The sequence below is a fragment of the Thermogladius sp. 4427co genome, assembly GCF_051933805.1.
Classification (GTDB): Archaea; Thermoproteota; Thermoprotei_A; order Sulfolobales; family Desulfurococcaceae; genus Thermogladius.
The window spans coordinates 790746-806815 of sequence record NZ_CP196893.1 but is presented as its reverse complement, the minus strand read 5'-3'; the positions used below and the strand labels follow the sequence as shown (position 1 = coordinate 806815).

The window sequence follows — 16070 nt, the reverse complement described above, 5'->3', positions numbered from 1 at the left end:
TATAACCTTTGTAAGAGGCTACGAGGTTTCGTACAGCCTTAGGGATGCCGTCGCCTGAAGATGCCAACGAGAACAACTTTACGCTAGCTCTATTCAGAGACAGGAAATTACACGAGGTTTACAGGGTGGAAGTGTTGGAAAGAGATGTTATCGGAGCTGTAAGCATTGGGCTAAGATATTTAAAACCCAGTTGGGGACTCCATGAGGTGTGAGTGAAGTTAGTGTTCCTGTGCCGAGGGCTAGCCCCGTTAACGGAATTAAAGATTCTTAAAAATACCCAAAACCACCGTTAGCGGGAGAACGCTGGATAAATGTGTGGAGATAGTGTGGCTAGATTAGACTACCGTTTGTCCCTAGAGGGTCATTCCATGATTTTTAGGGTTATTTAAGGTCACCTCTAGGGACTTCCACCTCGCCCACAGGTCACGGGCTATCACTATGGGGTCATGGGTGGTTGTCGAGCCCAACGGCACAGGGCTCCCATCTACTTTTAGCCTGCCCAGGCTTGGAGCACTGCTCCCATCGCCTAGGCGGCTTCAACCCATATACAAAATTCCCTCAATAAACCTAATAAATGTTTCTACCCCTGTTTTGAGGGGACGTAAACCCTAACTCTCCTTGTGTGCGAGACTATTTTTATAAGGCCTTTTTCCTCAGCGATCCTCAGGAGTTTCTTAGCTGTTGAGACCTTCACCCCTAACTGCTGCGATACTATGTAGGGGGTTACGTAGGGTTGAGCCATCTTCTTCAACTCTCTCTCAAACTTCCTGATTAGGTCCTCGTTTAAGTCGGGCGATGTAAGCACTAAGTGCTCGTATTGGGTACTAGGGGCTTTCTCCTCCTTCCTCCTAGACGTAATTATCACCTTAGATTCTAGACTATGGAAAAAGGGTTTAAAACCTATGCTGTGGACGATGCGTGGATCAGCCTAAATACTCATCCTTTCCTAGTGATATTCCTCTGGTATAACAGCCATGAAACCGAGACCAGTACCAGGGTCCAGGCTGCTAGTAGCACAACATTTCCTTCAATATCCACGTCTACACTATACCTAAACCCCCACCTATAGAGTGATGTAGCAACCGATAAAGGCATATAGGATACTATACCTCCGAGGGGACCAAGCCTCATAGCGATAGCTTGTGCTGGATAGAATATATTGGAGAAGAAGAAGAGAATGTAGTATGTTACCGACCTTATCGTTGCTTGGAGATTGAAATCTTTTGTGACCGTCGATAAAGCTATTGATAGAGCCGACATAGCAAATGACAAGGTTATTGATGTATACACTATGATAGCCCACCCGGAAATAGTCGGGGCACCAACTATGATCAGGGCCAGTATTATGAAACCAGACTGGTATATTATCCCTCTGAGAGCCCCTCCTAGAAACCTGCCGAAGACCAGCTCAAACCTCGAGACTGGGAGCGAGACCAGGTAGTCGGTAACCTCCCTCCTAAGCTCGACCCCTACCTCCCTGCCGATGCTGAAACTCGATATGAACATCGCTAGAGACAAAATACCTGGAGTAATGAATTTAACGTAGCCCGGAATAGTGATCATACTACTGAAGACGAGGCCGAATATAACTATATCCGCGATATTCATGACTATTTGACCAGCAAGCCAGAACCTGTACCTCCAGAACCTTCTCAAATCTCTCTCCGCAATCACAATCGCCTTCCACACTCTACTTCCACCCTCCTGCCTCAAGCCTGTTGGAAACAATATAGAGTGCTAGATACGAGAATCCAACCGCTAAGCCAACGATATAAGCGACCTGGGCTTCAGGCGGTAGACTCGTGTATATAGCGTACTCGGGTAGGAAAAGATTCCTCAAGAAGTCGGAGATGCTTGACACGGGATTAAATATCGAGGCATAGTAGTAGGGCATAATCTTCATCAATACTGGAGCAGGGTAGAAGACCGTGCTAAGCCTTATTAGGAGAGCGTCTATGACGCCTATGAGGATGTCTGTAGCATCCGTGGATTTAACGCTTAGAACAATGGTTACGACAAAACCGACAACACCCATTGAAAAAACGTATATCATTATCAATGATACAGCTAACCCTGTAAGGCTCACCACTCCTACTATAGCTAGGACTAGGACGTACATTGGGAGTGTGAATAGGAATGATGAAATAGACCCTCCTAACACCCTTCCTAGAGCTAGCACACTCCTCTTAACTGGTAAGGCTAAATGGTACTCGATAATACCTTCATCGAATTCATCTGCCAACTCGTAGCCCCTGGATATACTAACCGAGTAGACAAGAGAGATAAAGACTCCTAGCAGGTAGAAATCGTAGTAGTTAAAACCAGGGTATGATCTAACGAGGTATGAGAGAGTATATCCGAAGACAATGACCTGGAGTATAAACCATGTTGTTCTCATTACAACGAACAACGTCTGCTTACGGAGCTTTCTTACATCCCATTCGATAATATGCAGTAAATCATAGACGTCTCTACTGCTCAAAACCACTTGTAAGCCTCGCCCCCGTGAAATACATGAAAACATCATCTAGCGTAGGCTCTTTAATCATGAGGGATTTCACTTTGAAACCCCTGGTTCTAAGCATGTCTGCTACAATCACAGCTTTTTCCTCTCCTTTCTCAACATATATCCTAAGAATTCCGTTGCTATATTCTACCCTACCGATCGCAGACAATTCTTCTACCACCTTAGTGATCCTCCCGTCTCCTTCTACGACAACCTCTATAACGTCGCCAGCTGGTATCCTATCTTTCAAGCCGCTAACTGTATCTACTGCGACCAACCTCCCTTTGTATATAATCCCGATCCTCTCGCAGACTTTCTCGGCTTCAAACATATCGTTCGTCGCAATAATTATAGTAGAACCCTCATCTCTCAATTCCCTAATTATATTCCAGAGCTTGTGCTTAGTAGGAACGTCGACCTGGGCTGTGGGCTCATCTAGTATCGCCAGTCTCGGCTTCTGTATGAGCACTTTCGCTAATTCCAGCTTCTTACGCGTCCCGCCGCTCAACTGGTAGAAGTATTTATTTCTATGCTCCCATAGGTCGAGGGTTTCAAGAACCTCTTTGACAATCTTTCTTGCATCAGACCTGCTATAGCCTACTACCCTAGCATGCCATTCAAGCATATCTTCAACCTTGTCGATCCAAAGCGCTTTAGGATCCTGGAACGCTATACCTACCAGCTTCCGTACCTCGTAGTCTTCTCTCGAAACGCTATGACCATATACTATAATATCTCCTGACGTGGGCTTGTAGACTGTAGCGATTGTTAACAGAGTTGTCGATTTACCTGAACCGTTCGGGCCGAGTAAGCCGAAGATCTCCTTATCGAATATTTCAAGGTTTAGGTTATCGACTGCGGTGAAGTTTCCGAATTTTTTGGTAAAGTTAACAATTTTAACAGCTATATCACGCATAGCCAGAGCACTTCGTTGATAATTGTTAGCCCGAGAACTTTCTAATTATATGCTAGCCTATTAAATCTTCGCTACACCGCTAGGGTTAAGACAACGATATCCCCGTCTCTAAGATTCAGGGTTTTCCTCAGGTATCTTTCCGACACTACCTCGACGATCCTAGGGGGGTGCTGTGTTTTCTCAGGCCTTACTATATAGACCGGGATCCTCTCTAGCAAGGCCCTGTATACGAGGACGTTTCCATACCCTTCTCTAGGCGGTGGTATAATTATAGGATCTAATAGTGCCAAGGCTTTCTCTAAAATAGGGTAATCTAGTACCTCAATATTCAGGGTCCCGGGGAAAGGGTCGATTTCGAGGTATTTTATAAAAAGGCTTCTATAGAGTTCGACGTAGAAAGCACCTAATCCGCTTCCCGAGACCACTCTCCCTCTTACCGAGATCATTCCTCAAGCTCCCGGACTCCCTACTATGCTCGTGAGGCCTAGTTTCTCAATAGTCTCGGGTTTTGGAACACCGTTGGAATCCCATCCCCTAAGCTCATAGTACGCATCGAGCATTGAATCGTATTTCGAAGGCTCTAGTCTCGCGCCCTTAAACGGCCCTTTAGTCAACGGGTGTTTAAACCATCTTGGCGGTGGGTAATCCAACGACCTGTCCCATCCCTGGAACTCTCTGATCCAGAAGAGCCTGATCAAAGTATAGATCCTGTTGGCTACCACCCTTACCATATCTATAGTCCATGCTATCCCTGTTGCATCGCCCAGTAACCGGATATAGTAGTCGATGTCCAAACCCAGCTCGACCCATGGTAGTCTGCATACTGTAAGAGATTCGAATAAACCGCCTCTGATATCCTGGAGGTATACTAGCCTCTCAACTTTTTCGTGGGAGTATGAGAGCCTATCCGTCCTAACCTCGTAGCTTATAATCCAAGCGTCTTTATGGTGGGCCCCGATAGGTGAGGTAGCGTATGCGAGAGCCATGCCGGGCGCAGCGTGGCAGTCGTAGGCTGATACTTCTAGGCCTTTCACGTGCATAGCGAAATCTAATGCCTCGCGTCCAAGCGATCTACTCATTCTCATAACTCCCTCAGCTATGAAAGCACCTAGTCCACGCCTGTATGCTGTATCCTCAACTAGTTCTCTAACAGTCTTGAAATCCCCCCATTCTATTTTTTCTCTAATCAAACCTTTCTCACTCGCCTCCATTAGGAATGCTAGCGAGTTCCCTAGGGAGATCGTATCCATACCATATAAGTCAGCCATCCTATTTAGAGCCGCGACCTTCTTGAGATCGCCCAATAGAATATTGCTTCCAAGCATAGCCACATTCTCATAGTCTAATTCGCTTAACTCGTCGAATTCATCTCTAATCACATTGCCGCATCCCATATTGCAGAAGGGGCAAGCCCTCCTATCGACTTTCAGCTTCTCCATTAGATCCCCTGATATGTTTTCGTAATAGTCCCATACACCCTCTCTAAAGTTCATCGTAGGTAACACACTATTTTGCTGACTCCATACAATAGTCGCCATAGTGCCTTGTCTAATCCAGTAGTCGTAGCCTGGGGCCTCCAAAATCTTCTTATATGCTTCTTCAGCTGTTTTACGGAGGGATTCGATATCGTGGACAGGGGGTTGGAGCGTGCCTTTTATAACAATAGCTTTAAGGTTTTTACTACCCATTACAGCGCCTAGACCCGGCCTACCACCGCTCCTACCTTTCTGAGATACTATAGTAGCGTATCTAACCATGTTCTCTCCCGCCGGACCTATCAAGAGAATCCCGACGTTCTTACCGTGTTCTCTAACAAGCTTGTCTTCTGCCTGAAATGAGTCGAGGCCCCATATATGGTCGGCTGGGTTAATCGAGACTTTCTCGTTCTCGATGAAAACGTATACAGGTTTCCTAGCCCTACCGGAGATAATAATAGCGTCGTAACCTGCTCTTTTAAGGTGAAAGCTAGCCATAGACCCTATGTTACCATCCCCGTAACCATTTGTCAATGGGCTTTTAGATGCTACAACTAGTTTCCCGCTACTAGGAATAGGCAGGCCCGATAAGGGGCCTGAGGATATAATTAGGTTGTTATACGGTGATAAAGGGTCTACGCCGGGAGGATTATACTCCCATAGTAATCTGACTGCTAACCCCCTTCCCCCTATAAAGTCTACGAGGATTCTCTCGTCGATACTGATGGTAGATATTTTTTCTTTCGACAAATCTATTCTCAGAACCCTACCCCACCAGCCTTTCACAGCAAAACCCTCCTTCAATAATAATTTACCCGTCTAAGAATAAAAACATAGGATAAAGTCATTTCCATGGAGCACTATATCGGGTGCCGAGTGATGGGCCTGAGGATATTATTGTATGGGGAAACATTCTACTATAGTTCCAAGGGTGTTAACAAAGGCTTTGTCTTCATAGAAGGGGATAGGATTACTGATATAGGGGTTGAAGCACCGCCCGAGTATGAATTATCCGAGTTACTGCTGAAATACGATAAGCCAGCGTTGATTACGCATGGTTTCAGCGCTATCATACCAGGCCCGGAATTCGCTTTCAGAGGCTTGGAGGAGGGGTATGAGCGTATAGGAGCAGAACTATTCGAGAAATCTATTGAAGCATCTATTAGTATCGCGATATCTAATGGCATAACCCTCCCTATCCTAGTAGACGATGCATCCTGTAAGGCCACAGCTATCCTAAGCAGGCTACAAGTGAGAGGGGTTACAATAACTCCCGAACCATGCTCTAGGCCTGGGGTACTGAATATCCTCCTAGATAGGGCCGGGAACCTCTTTTACAATGGTAATGTAATTGGAAATATTAGAGACGTTGTATGCAGCCCTGGATCCGTGAGTGAGAAATGCCTATTCCTTGATACTAGAAGTGAACACTCGAGGAATGTTGAATCATGGCTTACAAAATCAAACAACCCTAGAATCCTCTACGAAATTTTAGTAAAACCCTACAGGATCCTGCGCTTAGACAATGGATTCGTTGATGTAAAATCACTATCCGATATCCTGGTTTACGACCTATCAGACCCCCTGCTATCTATCCCGATAAGCAGGCTCGACCCCGTCGCTGTAGCGATGCGTGGAAGGCCCCAAGTAGTTATTGTAGGAGGAGATATCGCGTATGAGAAGGGAGAATACCTGCTGGCAATACCTCCGAGAATAATCGATTACCTAGTGTAGGAGACTAGCCAATAATAGTGGGCCCGCGGGGATTCGAACCCCGGACCTCCCGGTTATCAGCCGGGCGCTCCACCAAGCTGAGCTACGGGCCCCTAATCTAATTCAACATATATAGCAGTCTTTAAAACTTTGACCGCTTCTGGGAAGAGGCCTCTCGTAGAATATCCCCCTAGTACTCTTCCCTATATTAAGTCTATGAAGATTAGTTGAATATCATAACAATATCGGTGAATAGTATGAATTACCATTGAATGATGTGTGAATAGTACCATTGACTCATATGTTTTAAAAGAGATCAACCCCTCGAGTTAATCGTTCTTCACCTATCTGATTATCCGCTGCATCTCATCGGGGCTGTTAATAAATTAGTAATGTAGAGGTGGTTATAGCTTTGATAGCCGGGTCGGTGCTACAATGGGTCATCACTTGTCAGGCCGCCCGTCGTTCACATCCCCGGCTAGTAAAATAAAAGATTCTAGCGTCTAATATAATTTAACGGTGAAAACCGTGGCGCTGATCGTTTTTTTAACAGACTACGGGTACAGAGACCCTTACGTTGGGGTTGTAAAAGGGGTTATCAAGAGTATAAACCCTAAGGCCGAGATCATAGATTTAACACATGGTATTGAAAGACACGATATCAGAGGCGGGGCTCTCGTACTGAAAACCTCGGCAAAATACTTTCCAAAGGGCACTATATTCCTAGCCGTAGTAGACCCTGGTGTAGGAAGCGAGAGGAGGGCTATCATGATTAAAACCAGGAACTATATACTTATAGGGCCTGACAACGGGCTATTATCCCTCCTAGCATTAGAAGATGGTATCGAAGAAGTCTACGACATATCTGAGTCGAAGTACAGGCTTGAGAAAGTATCCGGGACATTCCACGGGAGGGATATATTCGCTCCAATAGCCGCATACGCCAGCCTAGGACTACCGCTGGAGGCTCTTGGAACAAGGATTGATAGCAGAAGTATTAAGGTTATTGAAATCCCTAAACCAGTGTACGAGAAGGGTTTCGTGGAAGCCAGGATAATATATGTAGACGGCTTCGGGAATGTTCTAACAAACATACACGAGACTATGCTTGGCGAGCTAGGGTGGAAGATCGGTGATAGGCTTGAAATATCTAAGAAAGGGGAGAAATGGGTCTGCGAGTATACTACAAGCTTTAGCCTAGTAGGAGAAGGAGAGATCGCGTGCTATATAAGTAGCTTCGAATACCTAGAGATCGGGGTTAACAAGGGAGACGCGTCTCGTGTACTCGGTCTCAGACTCGACGACGAGATAACGATACGAAAAATCTAATAACCCCATAATGCTAGGAATCTCTCGTAAAGGATGATGAACTCGGGAATAAATGAGTTTGTGTTTCGATGAAAAAGGTCTTGAGTACTGAGCTCTACTAGCCTTCGCCTTCTGCCTCCTCCCTCCTATAAGGGCATAGCTTCCTGAATGGGCAGTACCTGCACTCCCATGTATACTTCGGGTGGGTTTCGTCATAGACTAGCTTCTTCAATTCCTCCTCGAGATCCACGTGCACGGATTTAACCTCGAATTCGACAATCCTGTCATGCGAGATATAGAGTAAGATGCCTCTCGAAGCATTCAACATATTTAGGTAAATATTCAACTGGTCTAGGTGATGCCTATATGGCTCCCCCTGGAATGTCTTCACAGACTTTATCTCGAGCACTTCTCTCGTATCCGGATTATAGGCGTCCACGCGGCCTTTTAAAATGTATATAGCTCCTCCGATCTCGATGTGCTTCTCTACCTGGTATTCTGGAATAAAACCATGGTTTCTAACAATGCTCTCTAAGCCTAGGTGGATCAGATTCCCCATTATAGCAGAAGGCTCGAAAGATATTGTTAGCTCGGGATATTGCTTCCTCATATGGAACTTATGGTGGCATGAGACCAGGTCTGTAACATATACTATACTAGGGCTAGATAACTCGTTAATCCTACTCAATTGCTCCTCCATGAAATACCTATATAGGAGAGGGGATATCTTTCCCTCTCTCGGGACAAAAACTTGGAACACATGCCTTTCTTCCACTAGTATAGACACCCCCTTTAACCATCATTTTTCTAGCAACATTTCTAAATAAGTTTTGCCTACGAAACCGCTGAACCATTCGCTAGATACTATCTTTTTCGTTATCTCCTCGTCGAGAATCCCCTCGAGCTCGACAAACAATCCGAGATCTTCGACTATATCAATATAGGCGAGTAAACCCGGCTTAGACATCGCTATCCTCCTCTTTCTAACAACGTATCTATCTACGAAACCAAGCCTCCTAAATACTTCGATCAATGAAGCGAATGTAGATTGGTCAAATCCTACCTCTATCTCGTCTCTTACTTTTACAACACCCATACTCCTCCTAGGCCCCTTATAGGTTAGGAAATACTTTACGCTGTCATTACATTTCTCGATTCTATATCTCAGAGCTTCGTCGGTAGACTTGAAGTCTCTGCAGGGGTGTGTAAAATAATGGTCTTCTTCAAAACACTCCCCGACCTCCCTGAATCCCATCTTCTTAAACCAATCTATTACATCCCCCGGACTACCTCTAGCCCTAATCTTTACCTCTGCCTCTATCATGGGGTTAACCTTCTAGAGACTGCTTCTACAACTCTTTCATTTATTTCATCGTTCAATCTCTTAATATTCCTAGAGGTTGGGACAGGTTGGTACTCTACGGGAGAAGCTATTAAGCCTTCTACAAACGATTTAAACCCTTTGTGTAATCCCGTGGAATAACCTCCTTCCAATAAGATGAGAGTAGGTGTGTTAAGCCTCTTAATCAACATGCCGAGATTATAGTAGGATGCTTCGGATAACATTAGATCGGCCAAGCCATCGTTTGCGAAACCGTCGAAGCCGGCGCTTACAACAAGCGCTTCCGGAGCATATTTTACCAGGATGCTTTCAACACCCTTAAGCGCATCAATATAAGAGTCGTCGCTCGTCCCAGGGAAGAATACCAGGTTTGCCTTGTACCCGAAACCTTCACCCTCACCTAACTCGTCCGGGTATCCTGTATAGGGATATAACGTATCCGGGTGCTGGTGTAGGTCTATGTGCAAGATCTTCTCCTTGTAGAAAATCTCCATCGTCCCATTACCATGATGGACATCAAAATCTAGAATAGCGATCCTCTTCAAGCCACTGTCCATAAAGCCTTCTACAGCTGCTGCAGCATTATTCAGAAGGCAGAAGCCGTTGCTTGAAACACCCCGGGTTCTCCCCTTTCTACCAGCGTGATGGCCTGGTGGCCTAGCAATTAAGAAGCGTATGCCCTTCGCGTCTGAAGCTAGTATATAAGAATAATAAAAGGTTTCCAAAGCGAGCTCAAAACTATCTTGCGCAATATAGGTATCTTCATCTAAATACCCTTTCTTCTTCGATAGGTCGGCTAGCTTATTCAAATAGTATTCGTCGTGGACCCTCGAGGCAAGCCTCAAAGCCTCGTCGAGACTAATCCGCCCCTCAAGAGATTTAATACTAAGGCTGCTAATCTGTTTAACAACACCTAGGATCCTTTCGACACGACCCGGGTTCTCCGGGTGGTCGAACCAGGGTTTGTGTTTCCGAGTCGAGTTAAGCGATATAAATACTTCAAGCAATACCTGCACCTTAAGCTATGGATATCATATATTAGACTTAATATTATACCAGGCTGAGACTAGGCTGTGTAAAATATTGCCTGGCGTAATGCTTCGATAATGGTCTTATTTTCTACGTTCTTATCTACTCTAACAATTGCTAGATTAGGGTGGCCTGCTATATCGTGTGCTATGCCTTCCCCTAGGAGATACTTAGCTACTCTATAAGCTCTACCGTGCGAGGCTTTAATTACTAGGAGTGAATGGTTTTTATTAGTATCTACTAGTATAGCGACTGGCGCTTTAAGTATATTTGAGAGCTTTGACGCAAGCGCTGTAGCGCCTCTAGCCCTCCACTTCCTCCTCGCATCAATGAATCTGAAACCCCCTACTTTGACAGCTTCCATTGCGAGACTCATAGCAGCCTCGCTGACCTCTCTATCTCTTTTCTCAACGATCTCTCTTACTTTGGACATTACCTGTTCATCCAATGGCATAGGTAGAGGGGTCGGGTCTACCAGCCAGTTTACGATCTTAGCCCAGAGAGCTTCGTCTCTTACAGCTGTTAAGGCTTTAGACATCATCTTGGTGATCTCGAATAGCTTAAGGTATTCTGTGGGAACCTTCCTGCCTGCATCCATGTATCTAACTGTTAACGCAAAACTCTCAAGCCTTGCGTGTAGTCTAATACCGTTTTTCGCCAGTTCATCCATTATGATGCCGACTGTGGGCTGCCTGTGATCCGCGATGAGAACATCTACTATACCTTTTAACTCATCTTCGTTCTGGATTGTAGAAAGGTGATGGTCGATATACATAATTTTTTTCACTCCAAAGTGTTGCTTCATCAGCCTAAGGACGTTTCCTATATACGATGTATAAGGCAGATCGAGGAAAACGGCTAGATCATATGGTACACTTATTTCGTTTAGAATATATTTCATCTTCTCAGGGTCTACTGGTTTCTTATCTACTATACTAATCGATTTCAGAGGGTATTCGCCGAGCTTCTCCTGAGTATATACTAGTATAGCGGTTGATACTACGCCATCAGCATCCCAGTCCCCTGCTACCAACACTCTCTTAGGCGCAGACATAAGCAGACCTCATCCTGTTCTAAGATAAAATATAGGCTTCTTTTAAAGATGATATAATAGTATAATGGATGGAAACTTGGATTTCCAAGTACTTGCTAAGATATATGAGATCGCTAAAAACTACAAAGGTACTATAAGGCTTGAAGAGAGTAGAGCCTATACTGTAATTGGTGAGATAAGTACTATTGAAACCGGGGAGTACGATATTAAATCCATCGACTATTTATGCGATAACGAGTATCCCCCTACTCTCATAGGCGTAGATAGTAGCAGCAGAATCATAGATACCCCATACCTTTTCATTGTTATTGGAGCTGCCACCGGAGTGGATAGGATGAGGTCTAGGACTATCGATATCCCAGACCTTTCTAACATTAATATTTTGAGAAGGAACACACATATACTTGTACTCCCGGAGGTAAACGATTTCGACTACAGGGTACTGGATGAGATAGGCGTTAACTACCGGGACCCCTTATCTAGACCCTACCCTAACGAGTATAATAAAGGCCTAGCTATAGAAGAACACCGCGTGAATCTAGAAAATAGCATACTAGAAGTGATAGCAAGAGAGAGTTTGAAAGGCGTTGTGTTATTAGACGGCCCACTCTACCTACCAACACACCCTGTTACAGAAGCTAGGAGGTCGAGCAGGCTAATAGAAGTATACAAAGAGAATTGGACGAAGTTGATGAAGAGGAGGATTGAGTTAGTTAAGACGATCAATAATACTGGGAGAGTCTACGGGATTGTCAAGAGGCTTCAGTATACTCATGTATTATCCCGCGATGATCCTTTCAAAATCCGTATCGAGGGAATAAATGATCAAGCATACCTCTCAATACTAGCCGAGAGACGGTTACGTGATTTAGCCGGTAAAGTATTCGCTATCGGCCCCCTCTATACATCCTACAGATTAGACAACGAGTCTATTACTAAAACCATGTGGTATATTATATTGAAAAAGAGATACAACTTGACTAAAGCTAGCGATATATCTTTCTTCAGAGTAGAGGTTTTAGGCATGGAGAAGGGAGTAGACCTTCTTAAACCTGTTGCTAAGGATAGTTTCTGCACTGGAACTACACTACCGTTAAGCATTCTCATCGCAGACCAGAGGGTTAAGAAGATAACTGAGGCATTAGCTAAGCAGATAGGGCTAGCGCTGGGAATACCCCGTGAGTCAACCCTCCAGTATATAAGCCTATGATCATTAATTTTAACTTGGATGCTCCTTCATGAGCACTGAGGTAATTAAAAACCTCTCCGAGAAAGCTAGCAGTGCTTTGGAACTAGCCCGTAAAGTAGGGGATATCATAGGCTTTGTATCCAGAACAAGCCCCTCCCTTATCGACGAGGAAGGCGGCTCCGTAGTTTTCGACGTAGACCCTATTGTGTATTTCGATAAATTCGCCGATATAGCTTCGGCAGGGAGCTATCTCGCTGTTGTCGATATTAAAACAGGGCATATCGTCAGCCTCAGAGTCGTATCGGTTGAGAGGAGGGATGTGCTCGCAGAGCTAGAACTGCCTGAAGCATACTTCCCTATGGTAAATCCTGACGTAACAGGCTTGCTTACTAAAACCAGGGTCAGGGCTAGGCCTCTCCTATCGTTAGACCCTGAAAAATTAGTTGTCAACATGGCAAACTACGTTATAGAACCCCAGAGCCCGGTTATCAAGCCTAGGGATCCGGGAATAGCTCAATTAATGCTTGGACTACCATCTGAAGGCGTCTTTACTGGTTTCGTGACAACAGGTGATATCCCTGTATTCGATGCCGGGATCCCGCTTTTCATACCTCTCAAAGCATTCTTCCAGCACATGCTAGTCCTAGGGACTACCGGCAGCGGTAAAACCACTCTTCTGAAAAACGTTATTGCTTCTATGCTGAGTTCTTACAATTTGCCGAGAGCAGAGGATATCACTATTGTAATCCTAGACCCTAACAAGGACTATGTAACCCTGCCTCTGAAACCATTTATTCCCGAAGACATCCCGTCGATGGAGAGAGAGCTTATAACAAAATTTTCTAAGAACGCACATAGGCCGAAGGGGCTAGTAATCCTGCTCCCTGTGACGAACAATGTTGTCGAAGCATATAATAGGGGTGTGGATACTTGGGCTGGGGCCATGAAGAAAATCAGCGAGATGTATGTTGAGGATGCTTACTCAGCGTTATTCGATAGGTTTGGATGGAGATGGAGTATTAAAGAACTAGTCGTGCACGAAGAGCCTGGTAGGAATCCGCTTAGGTTTGTTAAGATTATATTATCCGTTAAATACCCTGAGGAAGAAGATTTCACAGCTTTTATAATACCGTACGGTTTTAGATTCCAGGACTTCCATGTTAGAGAATTCATCGCCTTAAACCCGTATTTTACGAGACAGGCTAAAGACGTATTATCGCGCTTGCTTAAAAAACTTGAAGAACTGGGCAGCCCAGTTAAATCGATTATGGAACTCTACGATATGCTAAGAGCTTCGAGATATTATATGGAGCATAAAAATCAGCCGGTATCCTCTAAATGGAGAGGGTTTATCGAATTAGTCGAAGACCTTGCAATACATAAAAGCACTCTGGAAAATATACTCAGGCAGCTAGGCTCCCTCATAGACACGGGATTGTTTGATATAAGCATAGGCGGGAACGGGGAAGTACTCGCTGAAGCATCTATCTATGAGATACTAGAGAAACATAAAAACGTCTTCTCGAACTACCCGATAGTAGTCGACCTAGAATTCCTCCAGGAGTACTCTGAAGCAGACCCCGAGAAAGTAATAGGCGTGGCAGCATACAGGGTTTTAAACAAGGTTTTCGAGTGGAAGATTATCAAGAGTAGAGAGAAGGTTAGGACACAGCCGGTAGTAATCTTTATTGATGAAGCCCATAGATTCTTCCCCTCCAAAGGTGGTGGGGGAGAGGAGTTTATAGAGCATGTTAGCGGTATGATCGATAGGATTGCAAGACTTGGTAGGAGCAGGGGGCTGGGCCTAGTCTTCAGCACGCATAGCCCTGTAGACGTCCACGACATAATCCTACAGCTCGCGAACACCAAGATCGTTCTAAGAATGGATAAAACACATATCTCCTCCTTAGACCTGCCGAGCGAATACAGGGATTTTGTGACAAGGTGTGGCGACAGGGTTGGTATCGTTAAAAGCCATACTCTCAGGCTTGGATATGTCTCGTTTAAGACACCGCTACCTATAGCAGGTCACTATGATTTGTCAAACATTTGATCCACCCAATACCTTGATCGTATAGTACAATCTGTGAACTATTGTCTCGATCGATAAAACTATCAACACCCAGATCAGGGCTTGTGCGATGATACTAGAGAACGGTAAGAGAAAAGATATAGTTATTAATAATATGAGTCTCTCACTCCTCTCTATCAAGCCTACTCCCTCTAGGTTCACGCCCAGGCTCTCAGCTCGAGCCCTAGTATAGCTTATCAATAGAGATGAGACAAGGAGTATTGATATAGTCCACCACGAGAAGCCGAAATTGATGAGAGCGAGTATGATTAGAGAATCGCTTATCCTGTCAGAGAAAGAGTCGAGGAATGCTCCGAGCCTAGTAGAAGACCCTGTTGCCCGGGCGACAGCCCCGTCTAGCATATCGAATAAGCCTGAGAGAATTAGGGATATTGAATACAGCAGGATACTGTCGATGAGAGAGGAGTAGAATGAGGCCACTGAAAAAGCCAAGCCTGCTAGCGTTAAATGGTTGGGTTTAACCCCTGCCTTCCCTAGTCTTACCCCTAGCCCTCCTACTGCCTCTTCCACTCTTTTCTTTAGCCTGCTCAGCAATACCGGTGCCACCCACTCTAGCACATATCTCCTTCATGACTAAAGCGTCTTGTTCAAGTATAGGGCTCTCGCTTATAAAAATCCCTTCGACACCTAGCTCTGTGAGAGCAGAACAAACAATTTCGAAGTCTGGCCCATACTCTGCTTCACCTAGTGTATGGTGTTCCCTCTCTCCTCCTTTACCATACTCTATCTTCGAGAAATGCATGTGCAGGGGTTTTACAGCCCATTCCCCAAGCACCTTTTCAATCTTCTCTACTACGCTGATAACATCGTCTTTAGACACGATAAATTTCCCGCCGCTTCTAGCGTATATATGGGCCCAGTCTACAACCGGCCTAGCGCCCTCTACCCTACTGCATATCTCTATCGTCTCATCCACGTCGCCTACCTGGGAGGTTTTACCTGTAGTCTCAGGACCGATCCAAACGTTTTTAGCTCCAAGAGAATCCCTGAATTCGGCTACAGGCTTTAGATTCTCTATTACTGCTCTAAGTGCATCCTCTCTAGAAGGCATATCCTTATAGTAGCCTGGGTGGAAGACTACCACGTACGCCCCCATCCAGTAAGAAGCTAGGATACTCTGTTTCAATCTCTCAATGCTTGCCTGGACAGTCTTCTCGTTTCTACTAGATAGGTTGATAAAGTAGGGGGCATGTAGGCTGAGCTTTATATCGTATTTTTCTGCTTCAGCCCCAAAAGCGCGAGCTTTCTCTTCACTAATATTGACACCGCGAACAGCCTCGTACTCCATGGCGTCGAGACCTATACTCCTCAGGAATTCAGGGGCTTTCAATATATCAGCTGATTTCATCGAAATCGGTTTCCCAGCGGGACCGAAACGGAATTTCAAAAACCACCCCTGTTATTTTAGTTAATTTAGTATGGAGTTAAATTATATCGGGCTAGCAG

At 44.9% G+C, this 16070-nt stretch carries 17 protein-coding genes and 1 tRNA gene; 5 read left to right on the top strand and 13 right to left on the bottom strand.

Features of this window, described 5'->3' with window-relative positions:
* Positions 1-44 precede the first annotated feature (44 nt).
* Positions 45-212 (top strand): hypothetical protein, encoded by a 168-nt coding sequence (locus tag ACSU1N_RS04615; protein WP_440059073.1) that lies wholly within the window; start codon positions 45-47, stop codon positions 210-212.
* A gap of 368 nt (positions 213-580) precedes the next feature.
* On the opposite strand, the gene ACSU1N_RS04610 is transcribed toward ACSU1N_RS04615, so the two are convergent.
* The 6 genes from ACSU1N_RS04610 to ACSU1N_RS04585 form a co-directional block, all read right to left on the bottom strand.
* Entirely contained in the window at positions 581-865 is a 285-nt protein-coding gene (locus ACSU1N_RS04610) for a 30S ribosomal protein S25 (RefSeq protein ID WP_440059072.1), read from the bottom strand.
* Between the two features lie 71 nt (positions 866-936).
* The gene (locus tag ACSU1N_RS04605; RefSeq protein WP_440059071.1) at positions 937-1689 is read right to left on the bottom strand and encodes an ABC transporter permease; all 753 of its coding nucleotides are present in this window, start codon (positions 1687-1689) and stop codon (positions 937-939) included.
* A gap of 1 nt (position 1690) precedes the next feature.
* Complete coding sequence (locus ACSU1N_RS04600) at positions 1691-2488, bottom strand: ABC transporter (protein ID WP_440059070.1); 798 nt, start codon at positions 2486-2488, stop codon at positions 1691-1693.
* Positions 2472-3422 (bottom strand): ATP-binding cassette domain-containing protein, encoded by a 951-nt coding sequence (locus ACSU1N_RS04595; protein ID WP_440059069.1) that lies wholly within the window; start codon positions 3420-3422, stop codon positions 2472-2474. Before ACSU1N_RS04595 ends, ACSU1N_RS04600 begins: the two co-directional genes overlap by 17 nt.
* Positions 3423-3493: 71 nt before the next feature.
* Positions 3494-3868: a DUF120 domain-containing protein gene (locus tag ACSU1N_RS04590; RefSeq protein ID WP_440059068.1), complete on the bottom strand. Its 375-nt coding sequence runs from the start codon at positions 3866-3868 to the stop codon at positions 3494-3496.
* A 3-nt stretch (positions 3869-3871) separates the two neighbouring features.
* Positions 3872-5683, bottom strand: a complete 1812-nt coding sequence (locus ACSU1N_RS04585) for an aldehyde ferredoxin oxidoreductase family protein (RefSeq protein WP_440060284.1) — start codon at positions 5681-5683, stop codon at positions 3872-3874.
* A 93-nt stretch (positions 5684-5776) separates the two neighbouring features.
* On the opposite strand from ACSU1N_RS04585, the gene ACSU1N_RS04580 reads away from it, so the two are divergent.
* Positions 5777-6631, top strand: coding sequence for a hypothetical protein (locus ACSU1N_RS04580; protein WP_440059067.1), 855 nt, complete (start codon positions 5777-5779; stop codon positions 6629-6631).
* Positions 6632-6649: 18 nt separating this feature from the next.
* Here the strand turns inward: ACSU1N_RS04580 and ACSU1N_RS04575 are convergent.
* Positions 6650-6723, bottom strand: a tRNA-Ile gene (locus tag ACSU1N_RS04575).
* Positions 6724-7138: 415 nt separating this feature from the next.
* On the opposite strand from ACSU1N_RS04575, the gene ACSU1N_RS04570 reads away from it, so the two are divergent.
* A complete protein-coding gene (locus ACSU1N_RS04570) occupies positions 7139-7939 on the top strand; it encodes an SAM hydrolase/SAM-dependent halogenase family protein (RefSeq protein WP_440059066.1) in 801 nt (266 codons plus the stop codon).
* A gap of 97 nt (positions 7940-8036) precedes the next feature.
* Here ACSU1N_RS04570 and cas4 read toward each other — a convergent pair whose 3' ends face one another.
* Genes cas4 through ACSU1N_RS04550 form a run of 4 tightly spaced genes read right to left on the bottom strand, consistent with a single transcriptional unit; the run spans position 8037 to position 11343 of the window.
* Positions 8037-8693 carry a CRISPR-associated protein Cas4 gene (cas4, locus tag ACSU1N_RS04565; RefSeq protein ID WP_440059065.1) on the bottom strand — a complete coding sequence of 219 codons (657 nt, stop codon included), beginning with the start codon at positions 8691-8693 and terminating at the stop codon, positions 8037-8039.
* Positions 8694-8717: 24 nt separating this feature from the next.
* A complete protein-coding gene (gene cyaB / locus ACSU1N_RS04560; protein ID WP_440059064.1) occupies positions 8718-9242 on the bottom strand; it encodes a class IV adenylate cyclase in 525 nt (174 codons plus the stop codon).
* Positions 9239-10267, bottom strand: coding sequence for a histone deacetylase family protein (locus tag ACSU1N_RS04555; RefSeq protein WP_440059063.1), 1029 nt, complete (start codon positions 10265-10267; stop codon positions 9239-9241). The genes cyaB and ACSU1N_RS04555 overlap by 4 nt, the downstream gene beginning before the upstream one ends.
* A gap of 59 nt (positions 10268-10326) precedes the next feature.
* Positions 10327-11343, bottom strand: a complete 1017-nt coding sequence (locus ACSU1N_RS04550) for a phosphoesterase (protein ID WP_440059062.1) — start codon at positions 11341-11343, stop codon at positions 10327-10329.
* A 76-nt stretch (positions 11344-11419) separates the two neighbouring features.
* Here ACSU1N_RS04550 and ACSU1N_RS04545 point away from each other — a divergent pair, with 76 nt between their 5' ends.
* A complete protein-coding gene (locus tag ACSU1N_RS04545; RefSeq protein WP_440059061.1) occupies positions 11420-12553 on the top strand; it encodes a DNA double-strand break repair nuclease NurA in 1134 nt (377 codons plus the stop codon).
* 28 nt (positions 12554-12581) lie between these two features.
* A complete protein-coding gene (locus ACSU1N_RS04540) occupies positions 12582-14585 on the top strand; it encodes an ATP-binding protein (RefSeq protein WP_440059060.1) in 2004 nt (667 codons plus the stop codon).
* Here the strand turns inward: ACSU1N_RS04540 and pgsA are convergent.
* On the bottom strand, positions 14574-15158 hold the full coding sequence (pgsA, locus tag ACSU1N_RS04535; RefSeq protein ID WP_440059059.1) for an archaetidylinositol phosphate synthase: 585 nt from the start codon (positions 15156-15158) through the stop codon (positions 14574-14576). The genes ACSU1N_RS04540 and pgsA overlap by 12 nt on opposite strands.
* A complete protein-coding gene (locus tag ACSU1N_RS04530) occupies positions 15082-15972 on the bottom strand; it encodes a deoxyribonuclease IV (RefSeq protein ID WP_440060283.1) in 891 nt (296 codons plus the stop codon). The genes pgsA and ACSU1N_RS04530 overlap by 77 nt, the downstream gene beginning before the upstream one ends.
* Between the last annotated feature and the right edge of the window lie 98 nt (positions 15973-16070).